Source organism: Aliarcobacter butzleri, from assembly GCF_900187115.1.
Lineage (GTDB): Bacteria > Campylobacterota > Campylobacteria > Campylobacterales > Arcobacteraceae > Aliarcobacter > Aliarcobacter butzleri.
The window spans coordinates 200,486-216,955 of record NZ_LT906455.1 but is presented as its reverse complement, the minus strand read 5'-3'; the positions used below and the strand labels follow the sequence as shown (position 1 = coordinate 216,955).

At 27.5% G+C, this 16,470-nt stretch carries 20 protein-coding genes; 8 read left to right on the top strand and 12 right to left on the bottom strand.

Annotated elements, in window-relative coordinates:
- Positions 1-63 precede the first annotated feature (63 nt).
- The 3 genes from CKV87_RS01105 to gltS are packed head-to-tail and all read left to right on the top strand — an operon-like array spanning position 64 to position 2,602.
- Positions 64-975: a methylenetetrahydrofolate reductase gene (locus CKV87_RS01105; RefSeq protein WP_012012091.1), complete on the top strand. Its 912-nt coding sequence runs from the start codon at positions 64-66 to the stop codon at positions 973-975.
- The gene (ruvX, locus tag CKV87_RS01100) at positions 972-1,352 is read left to right on the top strand and encodes a Holliday junction resolvase RuvX (protein ID WP_012012090.1); all 381 of its coding nucleotides are present in this window, start codon (positions 972-974) and stop codon (positions 1,350-1,352) included. The genes CKV87_RS01105 and ruvX overlap by 4 nt, the downstream gene beginning before the upstream one ends.
- 23 nt (positions 1,353-1,375) lie before the next feature.
- On the top strand, positions 1,376-2,602 hold the full coding sequence (gene gltS, locus CKV87_RS01095; protein WP_012012089.1) for a sodium/glutamate symporter: 1,227 nt from the start codon (positions 1,376-1,378) through the stop codon (positions 2,600-2,602).
- Positions 2,603-2,636: 34 nt separating this feature from the next.
- On the opposite strand, the gene acpS is transcribed toward gltS, so the two are convergent.
- Positions 2,637-2,993 carry a holo-ACP synthase gene (gene acpS / locus CKV87_RS01090; RefSeq protein WP_012012088.1) on the bottom strand — a complete coding sequence of 119 codons (357 nt, stop codon included), beginning with the start codon at positions 2,991-2,993 and terminating at the stop codon, positions 2,637-2,639.
- A gap of 29 nt (positions 2,994-3,022) precedes the next feature.
- On the opposite strand from acpS, the gene CKV87_RS01085 reads away from it, so the two are divergent.
- From CKV87_RS01085 to tilS, 4 genes are all read left to right on the top strand, one after another.
- Positions 3,023-3,982, top strand: a complete 960-nt coding sequence (locus CKV87_RS01085) for an ABC transporter permease (protein WP_012012087.1) — start codon at positions 3,023-3,025, stop codon at positions 3,980-3,982.
- A gap of 19 nt (positions 3,983-4,001) precedes the next feature.
- Positions 4,002-4,820 (top strand): pantoate--beta-alanine ligase, encoded by an 819-nt coding sequence (gene panC, locus CKV87_RS01080; RefSeq protein WP_012012086.1) that lies wholly within the window; start codon positions 4,002-4,004, stop codon positions 4,818-4,820.
- Positions 4,821-4,887: 67 nt separating this feature from the next.
- Positions 4,888-6,228 carry a 30S ribosomal protein S12 methylthiotransferase RimO gene (rimO, locus tag CKV87_RS01075; protein WP_012012085.1) on the top strand — a complete coding sequence of 447 codons (1,341 nt, stop codon included), beginning with the start codon at positions 4,888-4,890 and terminating at the stop codon, positions 6,226-6,228.
- Positions 6,229-6,230: 2 nt separating this feature from the next.
- Positions 6,231-7,211, top strand: coding sequence for a tRNA lysidine(34) synthetase TilS (gene tilS, locus CKV87_RS01070; protein WP_012012084.1), 981 nt, complete (start codon positions 6,231-6,233; stop codon positions 7,209-7,211).
- Here tilS and CKV87_RS01065 read toward each other — a convergent pair.
- The 11 genes from CKV87_RS01065 to CKV87_RS01015 all read right to left on the bottom strand — a co-directional run bounded on the left by CKV87_RS01065 (position 7,200) and on the right by CKV87_RS01015 (position 15,314).
- On the bottom strand, positions 7,200-7,469 hold the full coding sequence (locus CKV87_RS01065) for a hypothetical protein (protein ID WP_012012083.1): 270 nt from the start codon (positions 7,467-7,469) through the stop codon (positions 7,200-7,202). The two genes, tilS and CKV87_RS01065, sit on opposite strands and share 12 nt — an antisense overlap.
- Positions 7,445-7,801, bottom strand: coding sequence for a flagellar export chaperone FliS (gene fliS / locus CKV87_RS01060; RefSeq protein ID WP_004510268.1), 357 nt, complete (start codon positions 7,799-7,801; stop codon positions 7,445-7,447). Before fliS ends, CKV87_RS01065 begins: the two co-directional genes overlap by 25 nt.
- 71 nt (positions 7,802-7,872) lie before the next feature.
- Entirely contained in the window at positions 7,873-9,210 is a 1,338-nt protein-coding gene (fliD, locus tag CKV87_RS01055) for a flagellar filament capping protein FliD (RefSeq protein ID WP_012012082.1), read from the bottom strand.
- 20 nt (positions 9,211-9,230) lie between these two features.
- On the bottom strand, positions 9,231-11,141 hold the full coding sequence (gene flgK, locus CKV87_RS01050) for a flagellar hook-associated protein FlgK (RefSeq protein WP_012012081.1): 1,911 nt from the start codon (positions 11,139-11,141) through the stop codon (positions 9,231-9,233).
- A gap of 53 nt (positions 11,142-11,194) precedes the next feature.
- Positions 11,195-11,899 (bottom strand): flagellar basal body L-ring protein FlgH, encoded by a 705-nt coding sequence (locus CKV87_RS01045; protein ID WP_012012080.1) that lies wholly within the window; start codon positions 11,897-11,899, stop codon positions 11,195-11,197.
- Positions 11,896-12,324, bottom strand: a complete 429-nt coding sequence (locus tag CKV87_RS01040) for a hypothetical protein (protein ID WP_012012079.1) — start codon at positions 12,322-12,324, stop codon at positions 11,896-11,898. The genes CKV87_RS01045 and CKV87_RS01040 overlap by 4 nt, the downstream gene beginning before the upstream one ends.
- Complete coding sequence (locus CKV87_RS01035; RefSeq protein WP_012012078.1) at positions 12,324-12,851, bottom strand: flagellar basal body-associated FliL family protein; 528 nt, start codon at positions 12,849-12,851, stop codon at positions 12,324-12,326. Before CKV87_RS01035 ends, CKV87_RS01040 begins: the two co-directional genes overlap by 1 nt.
- Position 12,852: 1 nt before the next feature.
- The gene (locus CKV87_RS01030; RefSeq protein ID WP_004510262.1) at positions 12,853-13,344 is read right to left on the bottom strand and encodes a MotE family protein; all 492 of its coding nucleotides are present in this window, start codon (positions 13,342-13,344) and stop codon (positions 12,853-12,855) included.
- Positions 13,345-13,352: 8 nt separating this feature from the next.
- The gene (locus CKV87_RS01025; protein WP_012012077.1) at positions 13,353-13,757 is read right to left on the bottom strand and encodes a hypothetical protein; all 405 of its coding nucleotides are present in this window, start codon (positions 13,755-13,757) and stop codon (positions 13,353-13,355) included.
- 1 nt (position 13,758) lies between these two features.
- Positions 13,759-14,019, bottom strand: coding sequence for a flagellar biosynthetic protein FliQ (locus CKV87_RS01020; protein WP_004510260.1), 261 nt, complete (start codon positions 14,017-14,019; stop codon positions 13,759-13,761).
- Between the two features lie 2 nt (positions 14,020-14,021).
- Positions 14,022-15,314, bottom strand: a complete 1,293-nt coding sequence (locus CKV87_RS01015) for a hypothetical protein (RefSeq protein ID WP_012012076.1) — start codon at positions 15,312-15,314, stop codon at positions 14,022-14,024.
- Positions 15,315-15,412: 98 nt separating this feature from the next.
- On the opposite strand from CKV87_RS01015, the gene CKV87_RS01010 reads away from it, so the two are divergent.
- Positions 15,413-16,468 carry a flagellar basal body P-ring protein FlgI gene (locus tag CKV87_RS01010; protein ID WP_046996971.1) on the top strand — a complete coding sequence of 352 codons (1,056 nt, stop codon included), beginning with the start codon at positions 15,413-15,415 and terminating at the stop codon, positions 16,466-16,468.
- The last annotated feature ends 2 nt before the right edge of the window (positions 16,469-16,470 follow it).

The following is a 16,470-nucleotide window of genomic DNA, read 5'->3' as shown; positions in this document are numbered from 1 at the left end:
AGTCTTTAAAAGGTATAATAATACCCAATTTTAACTAAATATATAAAAGGAAACTTTTTTCTAATGTTCAAAACACTTATACAAAAACTTCAAGAAGATAAATATTTAACTCTTGAAACAACTCCTCAACATGAGCCTTCAATGCACAATATCATTGAAAAAATAAAAAAATTTAATTTGCAAGATAAAATTGATGGCTTCTCCTGCACTGATAATCCTTTAGCAAAATTAAGATACAACTCTTTATTTGCTGCTTTAAAACTACAACAAGAGTTTGAAAAACCAGTAATAGCAACAATGACTATGAGAGATAGAAATAAGATAGCTTTACAATCAGATCTACTTGGAGCAAATGATTTTGATGTTCGTGCAATTTTAGCATTAACAGGTGATCCTGCAAAAATGAGTGATCAACCAAATAGTAAAGGTGTTTTTGAAGCAAACTCTTTAATGCTTTTGAAAATGATAAAATCATTTAATTATGGGATGGATTTTGCAGGACATCCTTTTAAAATCGAACCAAAACAAATATTTCCTTTTGCTGTTGTAAACTCTTATGCAAAAAATTTCTCTTCTTTAGAGAAAAAACTGCACTTAAAAATCCAAAATGGAGCAATAGGAATCATCACTCAACCTATTTTCGATATAGAAAATGCACAAAAACTTCTTGAAAGTTTTGATATAGCTAAAGAGAATGTTGAAGGTGATAAAAGAAAATCTCAATTAATCTTTGGAATTTTCCCTGTTACTAAACTAAGAACTGCACTATTTTTATCTGCACAAGTTCCTGGAATTCATGTTCCACAATTTTGGATTGATGCTCTTGAAAAAGCTCATAGCATTGGAGAAGAAGAGGAGTATAAAGTAGGAATGGAATTAAGTAGCAATTTATTTAAAGAGTTAAATAAACTTCATCCAAAAATTCACTTGATGACAGCAAATAGATTTGATGTTGCAAATGAGATTATCTCTTGAAATTAGCTTCGATTGATGTAGGTCTTAAAAGAATTGGAGTTGCCATTTGTCTTACAAGTGATATAGTAACTCCACAAAATGCAATTTTACGAAAAAATAGAAATCAAGCTGCTAATGATGTAAATACTTTTTTAAAAGAGTGGGAAATTGAAAAACTAATCGTTGGTTTTCCCACTTCAAGTGAAGATATGCAAAACAGAATCAAACATTTCGTTAACCTACTTGAACTTCAAATTCCTTATGAATTTTGCGAAGAAAATATGAGCTCAATTGAAGCGGAAGAATTAATCAAAGGTGAGATAAAATATAAAAGAGATGGCAGAGTTGACTCACTTGCTGCTAAAATAATATTAGAAAGATATTTAAAAAATAAATAATTTAAAATAAAGGGAAAAAACTTATGAATTTTACATTTAATCCATATTACACACTAATTGTAGCCGTTATAGTTTTACTTATTGGAAAAGTCTTAGTAAACAAAATAGATTTTCTAAAAAGATATAATATTCCAGAACCAGTTGCTGGAGGTCTTGTTGCAGCACTTTGTACGACTGCTATACACTACTTTTTTGGATATAGTATATCAACAAGTACAGAACTTCAAACAAGTTTTATGCTAATTTTCTTTGCATCAATTGGACTTAGTGCAAACTTTTATAAACTAAAAGAAGGTGGGAAAAGCCTTGTAATCTTTCTTTTTGTTATAGCTTTTTTTATTGTAGTTCAAAATTTTGTTGGTATCTCACTTGCTACAATTTTAGGTATTGATCCACTTATTGGATTAATCGCTGGTTCGATAACTCTTACAGGAGGACATGGAACTGCTGGTGCTTGGGGAAGTATATTAGAAACAAAATATGGTATAGAAAATGCTACTGCTCTTGGTATGGCAGGTGCTACTTTTGGTCTTGTAATGGGTGGAATTATTGGTGGACCGCTTGCAAAACTTCTAATAAATAGATATAAAATTAAAAATGGACATCTACAAAAAGATGAGAGTGACACTGGAAATAAAAAGGTAATTGATGAGTTTGTACCATTTGAGTATCCAAAAGCAGTAAGATTAATCACTACAAATAGTGCAATTACAACTTTAGGACTTTTTGCAGCTTGTTTAGCTTTTGCTGATTTTATGACAGGTTTTTCAAAAGGAACATCATTTGAATTACCTACTTTTGTTTGGGCACTAGGAGGTGGTGTAATTTTAAGGAATGTTTTAGAAAATATACTAAAAGTAGAAATTTTTGATAGAGCTATAGACGTATTTGGAAATGCTTCTTTATCTTTATTCCTTGCAATGGCACTGCTTTCACTTAAACTTTGGCAATTATCGAATTTAGCTGGTGCATTATCTGTAATTTTAGTTACTCAAGTTGTTGTTATGATTTTATACGCTTATTTTGTAACGTTTAGAGCTATGGGTAAAAATTATGATGCTAGTGTTTTAGCTGCTGGTCATTGTGGTTTTGGATTAGGTGCTACTCCAACAGCAGTTGCAAATATGCAAGCTATAACAAACGTATATGGAGTTTCTCATAAAGCTTTCTTAATTGTTCCTCTTTGTGGAGCGTTTTTTGTCGATTTAATAAATGCTACGATAATTCAAGTTATTTTAAAATTGCTTTAAAAAAATGCTATAAGAAGCAATTCTTATAGCATCTTTACTTTTTTTTCAAAACATTTACAACAACTGCTATTGCAAAACCTGCATCATGAGTTATTGTAAGATGAGACTTTTTTATACCAAATTTTTTTCTAATCTCTTTTTTATACTTTATTTTTGGTGCTCCTAATGCATCTTTTTTTATTTTAATATCATGAAAACTACAACTACCACCAATTCCAGTTCCTATTGCTTTTGATGCTGCTTCTTTTGCTGCCCAAAATCCAGCTGCTGTTTCTGGCTTTTTGATTAATTCAATTTCATCAGGATTTAAAAATTTTTCATAAAATTTATCACCAAATTTTTCATACATTTTTTTTATTCTATCTGTTGAAGTTATATCTATACCTATCATTTAAACCTATCTTTTGTATAATTTCGACCATGAAACTTTTTATAAAAAAATTATTATATCTTATAGTTATGTTATTTATCATTAGCTTGATTTCATTTATTGCAATAAATGCTGCACCAAACTCTTTTTTTGCAAGTGGAGAATTAAATCCAAATATAACTCCTGAATCAATCGAACAATTAAAAGCTATTTATGGGCTTGATAAACCTTTGTATGTACAATTTTTTTCTTGGATTTATTCTATTTTAAAACTTGATTTTGGAATCTCTTTTTCAAGTGGAGAGATGGTAAAAGATGAAATTTTAAATAGAATCCCAATCACCCTTACAATAAATCTAATATCGATGTTTTTAATTTTTATCATTTCTTTATATTTTGGTATTAAATCAGCTTTAAACAAAAACTCATTTTTTGATAAAGCCACAGAACAACTTTCACTTTTAAGTTTTGCAATGCCATCTTTTTATTTAGCACTTATTTTAGTTTTAGTTTTTGCAATAAATTTTGAGATTTTTCCAATAGCTGGACTTCACAGTGTTCCAAATGATGGAAGTTTAACTTATTATTTAGATTATGCTTGGCATTTAGTTTTACCTATTTTTATTATTGTTTTTGGTGGAATTGGAAGTTTAATTTTATATATTAAAAGTCTGACTGTTGAAATTTTAAAAAGTGATTATATATTTTTTGCTCATGCTAGAGGATTAAGCAAAAAACAGATTTTAAGATTTTATATCTTACCAAACTTATATCCACCAGTTATAACTTTACTAGGACTTTCTCTTCCAGGAATTATTGGTGGTTCAGTAATACTTGAAACAATTTTTTCAATAGATGGAATGGGATTACTATTTTATCAAAGTGCATTAAGCCACGATTATCCAGTTATTATGGGAATACTTATAATTGGAGCATTTTTAACACTTATTGGAAATATGATTGCTGATTTATTTTTACTAAAATTAAATCCAAACTATCAAGAAAAATAAATATAAAAAAGGATAAATTTTGCAAGTTTTAAAAACTATTGAAGAGTTACAAAACATAAGAAAAAACTCTTTAGGAAAAGTTGGTCTTGTACCAACAATGGGTGCTTTACACAATGGACATATTTCACTTATCAAACAAGCAAGAAATGAAAATGATATTGTAATAGTTTCAATTTTTGTAAATCCAACACAATTTTTACCTGGTGAAGATTTAGACGCATATCCTCGACGTGATGAAGCTGATAAAAAGATTTGTCAAATGTGTAAAGTTAATTATGTTTTTATGCCTGAAATTTCAACAATGTACACGAAAGAAGAAGTTTTAGTAAAAGCTCCAAATAAAAGTTATATTTTAGAAGGAAAAACAAGACCAGGACATTTTGATGGTGTTTTACAAGTTGTTTTAAAACTATTTAATTTAACACAACCAACAAATGCTTATTTTGGAAAAAAAGATGCTCAACAACTAACACTTATTCAGCAAATGGTAAAAAATTTCTTTTTACCAATCAATATTGTTCCATGTGATATTGTAAGAGAAGAAGATGGTTTAGCACTTAGTTCAAGAAATATTTATCTAAACCCAACACAAAGAAAAGATGCACTATTAATTTCAAAATCACTTTATATGGCTGGTTCATTAATTTCAAGTGGAGAAAGAAGTGTAAAAGCTGTAAAAGATAAAATTTATGAAGTTATGTCAATACTAGATGTTGAATATGTAGCTATTGTAGATAAAGAATTTAATGAGCTTGAAACTATTGAGCCTACAAATACAATTATTTTAGTAGTTGCTAGATTTGGAAATACAAGATTACTTGATAATATTTGGCTTTAAAATAAATTTTACAAAAACAATCGATTATGCTAAAATTCGCGAAAAATAATATGGATAAATTAAATTAATGAAATTTTCAACACAAAAACCTAAAAAAACTCTGCATATGGTAAGCCTTGGCTGTACAAAAAACTTAGTAGATAGTGAAGTTATGCTTGGACGATTAAGTGATTATCAACTAACAGATGATGCACAAAATGCAGATGTAATTATAGTAAATACTTGCGGATTTATAGATAGTGCAAAACAAGAGAGTATCAATACAATTTTAAGTCTTCATGAAGATAGAAAGAATGAATCTGTTTTAGTTATGGCTGGATGTTTAAGCGAAAGATATAAAGAAGAGTTACAAAAAGAACTTCCAGAAATTGATGTTTTCACTGGAGTTGGTGATTATGATAGAATTGATGAACTTGTAAACGAAAAAAGAAGCAACTTTACTTCTGAAGTATTTTTAGCAAGTGAAACAAATGAAAGAGTAATAACAGGTTCTTCATATCATGCTTATGTAAAACTAAGCGAGGGCTGTAACCAAGCCTGTTCATTTTGTGCTATTCCTTCATTTAAAGGGAAACTTCACTCAAGAACTTTACAATCACTTGTAAAAGAAGTAAAAGCACTTGTAGCAAAAGGATATGTAGATTTCTCTTTTGTATCTCAAGACTCTTCTTCATTTTTAAGGGATTTAGATATAAAAAATGGACTTGAACTTCTAGTAGAAGAAGTTGAAAAAATCGAAGGTATTAAAACAGCAAGAATTTTATATCTATATCCATCAACAACAACTCTATCTTTAATAGACAAAATTGCAGATTCAAAAGTTTTTGTAAACTATTTTGATATGCCTTTACAACATATAACTCCTTCAATGCTAAAAATCATGAAAAGAGGAAAAGGTGTTGAGCAACTAAATGAACTTATGAATCATATGAAAAGTAAACCAAACTCTTTTGTAAGAACAACATTTATTGCTGGACATCCAGGAGAGACTGAAGATGATTTTGAAGCACTTTGTAATTATGTTGAAAACTTCAAATTTGATAGAGCAAATGTATTTTCATACTCTGATGAAGAGGGAACGACTGCTGAAACTAGAACAGATAAAGTTGAACAAGAATTAATCGATGAAAGAGCTGAAGTTTTAGGAGAAATCATTTCTCAAACTACACAAGAGTCACTAGAAAGTGAAGTTGGAAAAACTTTTGAAGTTTATATTGATGGTGAAAGTGAAGAACACGAATATCTATTAAGTGCTAGAAAAACTATTTGGGCTCCAAGTATTGATGGTGAAATTTATATAAATGATAATGAGTTAAGTGAAGGTGAGCAAATCAAATTTGGTCAAATTTATACTGTAAAAATAACTGAACTTGTTGGAGATAAATTACTTGCAACAGTAATCAAATAATTATGAACTTAAATTTTAGTGCAATAAAAGAGTCAAAAAACCTTCTAGCATTCTCTGCTGGAGTTGATTCTTCTGCGCTATTTTTTCTACTTTTAAAACAAAATATTCCCTTTGATATTGCAATTGTAAACTATAACGTAAGAGTTCAATCAAAAGATGAAGTTAATTATGCAAAAGAGTTAGCTTCAAAATATAATAAACAAATTTATATAAAAGATATAAAACTAGAATCGACTTCAAATTTTGAAAAAATGGCAAGGGATATAAGATATAAATTTTTTGAAGAAATAATAGATGAAAACTCTTATGAAGTTCTAATCACAGCTCATCAATTAAATGATAAATTAGAGTGGTTTTTGATGCAATTTACAAAAGGTGCAGGTTTAGTTGAACTTATTGGATTTAATGAATTTGAACAAAAAGAAAACTACAAAGTTTACAAACCTCTACTTGAAATTACAAAAAAAGAATTAGAAAACTTTTTAAAACAAGAAAATATAAAATATTTTATAGATAATTCAAATTTTGATGAAAAATATAAAAGAAACTACTTTAGGCATAATTTTTCTGATAAATTATTGAGTGAATATACTAATGGAATAAAAAAATCATTTAAGTATCTACAAGATGATATAAATTCCTTAAATATTGAAATTACTCCTATAAAAAATTTTAATGAATTAGAAATCTATCAAAATCAAAATGATAATAATCTAAATATTAGAATTATAGATAATAGTTTAAAAAAAAGAGGTTTTTTATTAAGCTCAGCACAAAGAGATGAAATTATTAAACAAAAAGAGATAACTATTAGTCATAAAATAAATATCTCAATTAAAGAAGATTTTATATGGATTTGTCCAAATGTAAGTTCTGTTATGGATAAAAAGTTTAAAGAAATTTGTAGAATAAATAAAATTCCTAAAAATGTAAGAAACTATATTTATTATAAGAAAATTGATATAAAAGAACTAATTTTTTAAAAAGCTTTTCACTTTTCTTATTCGTATTAACTCTTGTCTAGCCTGTTCTTTTATCTCTTTTAAAAAGTTAATATTTCTAAAAAATAACTCTTCCAATGTTTTTAAATCTTTAAGCTCTAAATCAAACTCTTCAATTGAGTTCTCACTTAGATAATCATTATACCAATTCACTAAGGCATCTCCTTTTTCAAAAGAGTCTAGTGAATCAATATAAATCAATTCATTTAGTGCTTTTAAAGACCTGTTTCGTCTTTCCATGCTTCTATCAATCCTTGAGTAACTTTCATAACTTGGTTAATTGAATTAATGTTATCATCAATTCCAGCAGAAAAAAGTGTCTCTATTTGATATAAATATAATCCATCTAAATAATAAGCAACATCTCCACCATCAAAATCTAAAACACTTCTTAATTCATCAAAAATTGCAATTGCTTTATTTATATAAATAAACTTTTTCTCAATATCACCCTCTTGTATTGCACTTTTTGCAAAAGAAAGAAACTTGATAACTCCCTCATATAGTTTTAATACTAAAACATAAGGATCATCTGATATGGCATTTTGCTGATTATATTCTTCAATTCCCATAAATTCACAACTCCAAAATAATTCTTTAGATAGTATATAAAGTTTTTACTTAAACTATAAAATCATTTCTTCTAATTACTTGCCGTTGACTGTTGAATTAACATCTTTAAACCTGAAAATGAATTTTCCATTTGAGTTATTATTGTTGTATATGCTGCAAATTGTTCTGACATTAGCTTATATTTTGCATCTAAAGCTTCTTGTGCTGCATCTTTTTGTTCTGTTAATTTTGTTTCTCTAGACAACATATTTGATTCATAATCAATCAAATCTTTATTTATTCCACTATTTGAAATTAACTCATCTAATGTTGTTGCTATACCTTTTTTTTCAGCAACTCCAACAAATAAGTTTTGTAATCCTTCTTTGTCATTTTTAATTGCATTATCAAATTCTGTTGAACTTAAAACTAAATTTCCATTCGATGAATCAAAAGAGAATCCATAACTAAATATAGTTTTATCTCCGCTACCTGTACCAAATAGTTGCTCTTTTAATTGAGACATAACATTTCTAATAGAAGCTTTATCTCCCAAAGAAGAATCCGTACTATATACTTCACCTGAAATTAATGTATTCAATGTATTATATGCTGTAACAAAAGCTTGCATCTGTGTTTTAATATTAGAATTATCATCTTCTATATTAATAGTAGATTCACCAGTTGACTTTGAAGCTGTTATTTTAAGCCCATCAATAGTTATTGTATTACTACTTCCTGAATAATCAACTCCATCAACTTTCATTTTCATATCTTGCGCTTTTAATACATTATTTGTTGTATCATCAAATCCAAAATGAGATAAAGCTGTAGAATCTGAACCAGTAAAATTAATTTTATTTGATTCTCCCGTTTCGCTACTTTTTATAGATAATCTAAATTTACCAGTAGAATCTTCAACTAAAGAAGCCTGTACACCACTGATTTTATTTATTTCGGTAACCAAATCGCTATATGATTTATTAGTTGTGTCTATTGATGTTCCATTTATATTTAAAGTACCTTGATTAACCAAACTACTTTTTGTTGTAGTAGTTCCATCAAATTGTTTTGATTGCCAAACATCTTTTTGCGCTAATTGCTCAACTTTTACGCTAAGGCTACCAGATTTTAAAGCACTTAAGTCATCTGAGTCAAATACTACTCCATCTCCCGTTACATTTGCACTTTTTTGTTGAAATGCATTTGCTCCAGTTGTCTGATTTAAGCTGAATACCTTTACAGCAGATAATAATTCATTAACTTTTGTTTGTATATTAGCAACTACCTCTTTCTCTGTAGTAAACTTTTCTAGTTTTTTTTCTAAAGGAGTTACGCTAGAGGCTTTATCTGCTTCTTTTAATTTTTCAATTAATGCTTCATTTAAGCTTGTCGATCCGCTTGAACCTAATCCTAATACTCCAGCCATTGTTTACTCCTTTATTTTAATTAACTTCTTAATCCAAGTATTACTTTAATCATTTCATCAACAGCAGTTATCATTTGTGCATTTGCACTATATGCTGCTTGCAACTTCATTAAATTTACCATTTCATCATCTTCATCAACTTTTACAATATTATTATATGTTGTTCCTATCGTTTGAGCAATATTTGCTTGTACCTCTTTTGAGTATTTTGCATTTTCTGTATCACTTGATACATTTACTTTTGTATTTCTAAAAAATTCACTTAAAGATGTTGTATTTGTTGCTGTCGAATCTTGTCCTTTTCCATCAAAAGACAAATCTGTTTTCCATTGTATTGTTGCTAAATACTCTATTTGTTCCTGTTTTAAATCATTTACAGCATTTTTATTAAATGCTAATGTTTTAACACTAGTACCACTAAATAATCCAACAGAAACTATCTCTCCCTTAGGAGTTCCATTATAATCATTTGCAGCATTTTGTCCATAAACATATTCACTTTTCCCAACTTGAATATATTGATCATAAATATCTGAGAAAGTAGCTGCTAAAGAGTCTAAATTATCAAGATATGATTGAATTTTATTATTTGGTGAAGATGAAGATAAATTCTCAACTTGAGCTTTTATACTTCCACTTGATAAATTTACATTTTGTTCCAATATTTTAAGAACTACATCTGATTCAGCTGTTGTACTTTGAGATTCATTTTTATATAAAGCTTCTCTTTCTTGTACAGCATTAGTTGCATCATATCTTACAATGCTTATAGTTCCCGTAAATTCATTAGCTTTTCCAGCTTCATTAGATTCAACTCTTAGATATTTATCCGAATCTGTACTTAAACCTCTATTATCTCCTGGATAAACCATATAACCATCATTATAATCTCCGTTATGCGCAGTAACATATTGACTTAATTTAGGGTCATTATTTATTTTAAAAGCTAAAGCTCTTGTTAAATTATCCATAGTTACAGCTTCTCCTGTATCAGGAGTAGATGGATCATTATCCCAATCTCCATTTACCACTTCACCTATTTGAATAGTAACTGAAAGATTATCATCATTATTTAATGTATATTTGATTACATCATTTGCATCATAAGCTGCTTTTGCCGTTCCATCTTCATTATATTTCAAAGAATCCAAAACTGTTCCATTACTTTGAATATAATTAAATTTATCTACTTGTTTTGTATCTTTATAACTTATTTCTAATTCTCTATTAAGAGTACCACTACTTAATGCAGTTACTCCACCAATTTTTATTTCATAACCATTGTCTCTATTTATATCTACATTAACATACTGAGATAACTTGAGTTCTAAAGCATCTCTTTTATCCAATAAATCATTAGTAGAATTAGTATAATTTTCAAGTTTACCATTAATATCAGCTATTTCTTTTAAAATTGAATTTACTTCTTTTACATTTGTTTTCAATTCAACTTTTTCAATTGATTGTTGTTGTTCAACGCTAGAATAAAGTCTTTGTAAATTATCAACTAATGCTTGTCCTTGTGATTGTAGATAACTTTTATATATTTGGGAATTAGGATTGGATCTTAACTGTTCAACTGCCGTAAAATAATTGTTTATATCAACTGATAAGCCTGCAGTATCAGTTTCTGCAAATACTTTTTCAATATTGCCCAACATATTAGTTAATTTATCATAGTAACTAGTTTTTGTATATTCTTTTGTGTAATTATCATATAGATATTGAGAAGTAACTCGTGAAACCCCATCGACATTTACACCTCTTCCAGTAATACTAGAACCCATTTGTCCAATTTCACTTAAATCAGTTACACGTTTTTTATATCCATCAGTATCTTTATTTGCAATATTATTACTTACAGTTTCGATACCATATCTTGAAGCACTAAGTCCAGTTTGAGCAACATTAAAAGTACCGAATAAACTCATACTAACTCCTTTAAAATCTTTAAAATTATTGCATTACATTTCTTAATATTAGATTAAAATGGCCAAATCTTACGCATAAAATTTAATCCCCAAGGTGTATCTAAAATATCAGATTCTGTACCATCTTTATTATATAAAAGCTTCAAATTTGCTATTTGAGAAGAGTTTATTGAATTATCTGACGTTATATCATAAGGTCTTATTACTCCACTTATAACAATTTTTTGTTTTTGCCCTTCAATTAGCATCTCTTTTTCGCCTCTTATATAATAATTACCATTTTGATAAGTCTCTTCTATAATTGCCGAAATTGTTGTGTCAAAAGTTTCATTAAACTGAGTTTTTACTTTTCCTTTATCAGAGTTTGTACTTTGAGTTCCAAAATCAACTCCTAAACTTCTATTAGACTCGTTTGTAATACTTTCAGCTACACCACCTAAAGTATTAGTACCCATTGGAGTAAATAATCCACCACCTAAGTTATTATTCCTATTATTTGTCAACTCTCTTTTGTTATCACTTTTAGCTGTTAAATCTTCTTTTATTATTATTTGAATAATATCTCCGATTTGTAAATCTTTTTTATCAGCAAATAAAGATGTCCCTTGCATAGAATATAATGAACCTTTATTTTTTTTAGCTTCTGGTGCTTTTTTAGGAATTTGTATTTCTGGTTTTTCAAAATGTATATCTGGTTCCTGAGAGGCACATCCTAAAAATAATAAACTTGTAAGTGATATATATATAACTAATTTCATAATTTATTCTTTAAAATAAAATCAATATCAACAACTATAACTATTTCATCAAAAGTTTTTTTAACTAAAGCCATAGCACCATATCTTACAACTAAAGCATCAATATTTGTATCTGGTTCACAAACAAATACAACTTTATTTTTAATCAGTTTAACATCTCGAACATACTCTTGCCCAATTAAATTTACAGCTTTTTCAACTTCAGCCAAAATCTCTCTTTGAGCTTCTTGTTTTATCTTTTCTTGTTCTTCTTCTTTTGCTTTTAATACTCTTTTTTGCTCTTCTTCTAACTTTTGTTTTTCTGCATTTATTCTAGCAGTTTCTATATAATCATTGTAATAATAAGCTCCACCTGAAACTAACAAAACAACTATTATAATTTTTAAAATTTTTTGACTTTTATTTCTTTTTACAGCTACTATCATTATTTAATTACAAAAGTTGTGAACAATATTGTACTTACTACATTACGATTTGATTTCGTAACATAATTTATAACATTGTTTATTTCGGCTATTAGCTCATCTTTCAATAAGTTTTTTCCACCAACAGTCAATAATTCTTCTGAACTTCTTGAACTCACTTGTGAAATAACAACATCAGTAATTTCTGCTTTATACTCTTCTATTACTGTTGCTATTAATGGATCATTACTTCTAATAGAAAAAGATAATTTCATTACTTTTTCTTTACCTCTTGAATCAGTTAAATTTAAAACCAAATCATTTACATCTGCTTTAAAAGTAGCTTCTGACGTATTTGCAGGAGTAGCAGTTTGAGCACTTTCTTCTGTTTTTTGTCCATTATTTGCTGTACTAGAAATTTTATCTAATAAAAAGTATGTTCCGCCAGCAACGGCCATAATTAAAATCAGAATTAAAACTATTAATACAATTAATAATCCCTTTCCTTCCGAAGATTTTTTTGTTGTTTCACCATTTTCTTCTGCCATTTTAATCCTTTTTATCTTTATCTAAATTATATTTTTCAAGTTTTTGTGTCAGTCTTGATGCATTCGTTACAGTCAAAAATTTTAGTATTTGTGTAACATTAGACTCTCTTAGTCTTAAGATTATATCAAAAACATCTTCAATTTTGCCTTCATTTATCATTTGGTCAAAAATTTCAGCTGCATTTTTTGCTTTCATTCCATCATAAATTTTTACTGTTTTACTTTGAACTTCTGCTCTAATATCTTTTAAAAGTGCTAAATTCTTGTCATGAAGTCTTTTGGTTTCAGCTTTTTCTTTTTCTACTTGAGCAAGAAGATTTTCTAACTCTTTTTTTTGTGTTTGATACTCTTTTTCTTTTTCATTATAAAAATTATTTAACTCATTTTTTAATTCTAAAACTTCCATTTTTTGTCTAGTTAAAGAACTACTTGTTTCAACTGCATTTATTTGTATTACAAAAAAAATAGTTAATATCAAAAATTTATAAATCAAATTAACTCCTACCCTCTTATATATTTACTTTGTACATATTCGCTAGCGGCTTCTTCTTCTGCAGCTAAAATTTTTTTAAATTTTTCTTTTTTTTCTTCATCTAAAATATATTTAAATTGTTCACTCTCTTTTTGTAATTCTACTATTTCATTTACTAAATTTGCTATTTGAGAAACTAAACTGTTTTTTCTAGTTAAAAGCTTTTGAATATGCAATCTCATTGTATCTTTATGCATTGCCAAAATCAAAAAATCAGAAATTGCTCCAAATCTATCAACTGTTGCTGTATCAATTTTATGTTGAGTAAAAACAACTTCAGAATCAATTTTATCAACTTCTTGTTCTAAAGTAGCTTTTTCTATTAATTTTTGGTCTGTTTGGTTTTTTTTGAGTTTATATAATTTCTCAATCAACTTAATGCCCGAATGTTAAGATTATATCCCATAAATCTTTTGTAAATGTTTCAAGATGATCTCCAACCCAAGGTAAAGAAATCAAAATAAATGCTGATACAAAAATCATTTTAGGAACAAAGGATAAAGAAGCATCATTTACTTGTGTAACTGCTGAAAAAATTGATATTACAAGCCCTATAATCATACTTACAATCAAAGAAGGCAAACCTAATATTAAAATTATTTTTACCGTATTTTCTGCAATTCCTATTAAATCCATAATTAATCTTTTAATTTTATCGTTATTTCTAAAGTTTTATTACTTAGTAGTTTAGAAATTAGTTGTGATATTTCATCAACATTTGAACTATTTAAAATTACTGTTTCTTTATTGTTTGTATTAGAAATTATTTGAGTCTTTTCTTCATTTTTAGGCACTTGAACTATTTCATCTGCTTTATAATTTAAAGCTTCCATTAAATCTTTTTCATTCAAGCTATCTAATTCAGAAAATTCATTATCATTCATATTCTCTCCTTCTAAATCTTCAAAATTTTCACTTTCTTCATCTTCTTCATTTTTTTCTTCATTTTCTTCATTTTCTTCATCATCCATTGGTTCGATAATAACTTTTTTTTTCTCATTTTCAAAATTATCTTCTTCTAAATCAGCCACTTCTTGTATCTCTTCATCAGGAAGATGAACTTCTTCATCATCATCAAACTCTACAAATTCATCCGTCATCTCAGTTTTATCATCTTCAACTTGCTTTTCTGGTTTTTCAAAAGTCGCAAGAAATTCTGCTTTATCAGGAAAAAGTTCTTCTAAGAAATTTACATCTTCAAATGTTTCCCCTAAAAATTCATAATTATCTTCATCTATACTAGCTGAATTTAAAATCTGAGATAAAACATCTTCATCACTTAAAGAATTGTCATTTAAAATATTATCGTCATCGTAATCAAATGATATATTATTTAGTCCAAAATCATTATTAAAATCTTCAAATTCATTAGTTATTTTATCATTGTTATCTAGCTTATGCAAATCTATATTTTCTGTTTCTTCAGTGGTTTCTATCAAATTTTCTAGTTCGTTTAGATTTACACCACTTACGATTTCATCATCTTTTATTTCAGGAGTACTTTCTGCTTTTTTTTCTATTTGCGTTTCATTAGCAAGAAGTTTTGATAATTCATCATCAAGTTCAACTTTATTCTCTTTTTTTATATCTTCTAAGTTCTTTTCTAATTCATATTTTCTGATTATATATTCTGGTATTTCATTCAAAGAATTAATAGTTAAATCGTTGACTCCACTTTCTACTAGAAATTGTTCGTCAACGCCATCTTTAGGAGCAAAAAACTTCGATTTTAAAGAATCTTTTTTTATTATCTTTTCATCATCAATCAAATAAATATCTTTAGGTTGCGCTTTTATTGTCTCTTTTAAATCATTTAAATTACTAATTTCTTTTATGATTACATTATTATCAATTTTTTTAATTTGAGAGCTATCTAATATTTTATAAATCTCTTTTTTAAAACGCTGATTACCGTATATATAAATATTCAACTTTGATAAATCCTATTAAAGATATTTTTAATTTTATGCAGATTATACCTTTTTTTATTAAATTTTCGTTAAAATATATATTAAAATAAATTAGGAGGATGATATTGAAATATTTTTTTATTATTGCACTATTATTATCATCTTTATACTCGCAAACAATTAAAGACATTTCAAATATCATTGGAATTAGAGAAAACCAACTAATTGGTTATGGGTTAATAGTTGGATTAGCTGGAACTGGTGACAAATCAAAGTTCACTATGCAATCTTTACAAAATCTTCTTAGAAATTCTTATATTAAAATCCCAGCAGGTTCAATTAATTCAAAAAATATTGCAGCAGTTATGGTAACTGCTGATTTACCACCATTTGCAAGACAAGGTGATAAAATAAAAGTGAATATTTCAACTATTGGTGATGCAAAATCTGTTGACCATGGAGAACTTTTAATAACTCAATTAAAGGGTGTTGATGGAAATGTCTATGCCTTAGCACAAGGAACAATTGTTGCAAATGAAAATAATAAAACTACTGGATTTATTTATGATGGGGCAACTGTTGAAAATGAAATAAATTTCGATTTACAAAGTGAAGACTCAATCCAACTAAGTCTTTTGAAAAATTCTGCAAAAAATGCTGATTTAATTGAAACAAAAATTAATGATACTTTTGGAAAAAAACTTGCAACTGCATTGGATACTAGAACTATTGATGTAAAAAAACCTGATGGTATGTCTATTGTAAAATTTATTTCTCTTGTTCAAAATATAGAATTAGAGTCTTCATTTAAAAAGAAACTTATAATTGATATGAACAGAGAATCGATTCTTGCAGGAGGAGATATAGTAATTGATCCTGTTACAATAGCAAGAGATACTTTTACTATTAGAATAAATAAAACTGGTTTAGGTGAAGTTGATTGGAATAATCCTACAATAAATACAGGTGTTGATATTGGTGATGATGTAAGAATTGCAGATAAACCAGTTATAGACATAAATAATGCAATGATAAATACAAAAAATCCTCCAACAGTTGCTGATTTAGTTCGTTCAATGAAAGTTATGAAACTTCCAATGAAAGAGATAATAGATACCCTAAAAATGATAAAAGATATGGGTGCAATTGATGTTGATATTGAATTAAGAGAGTAATA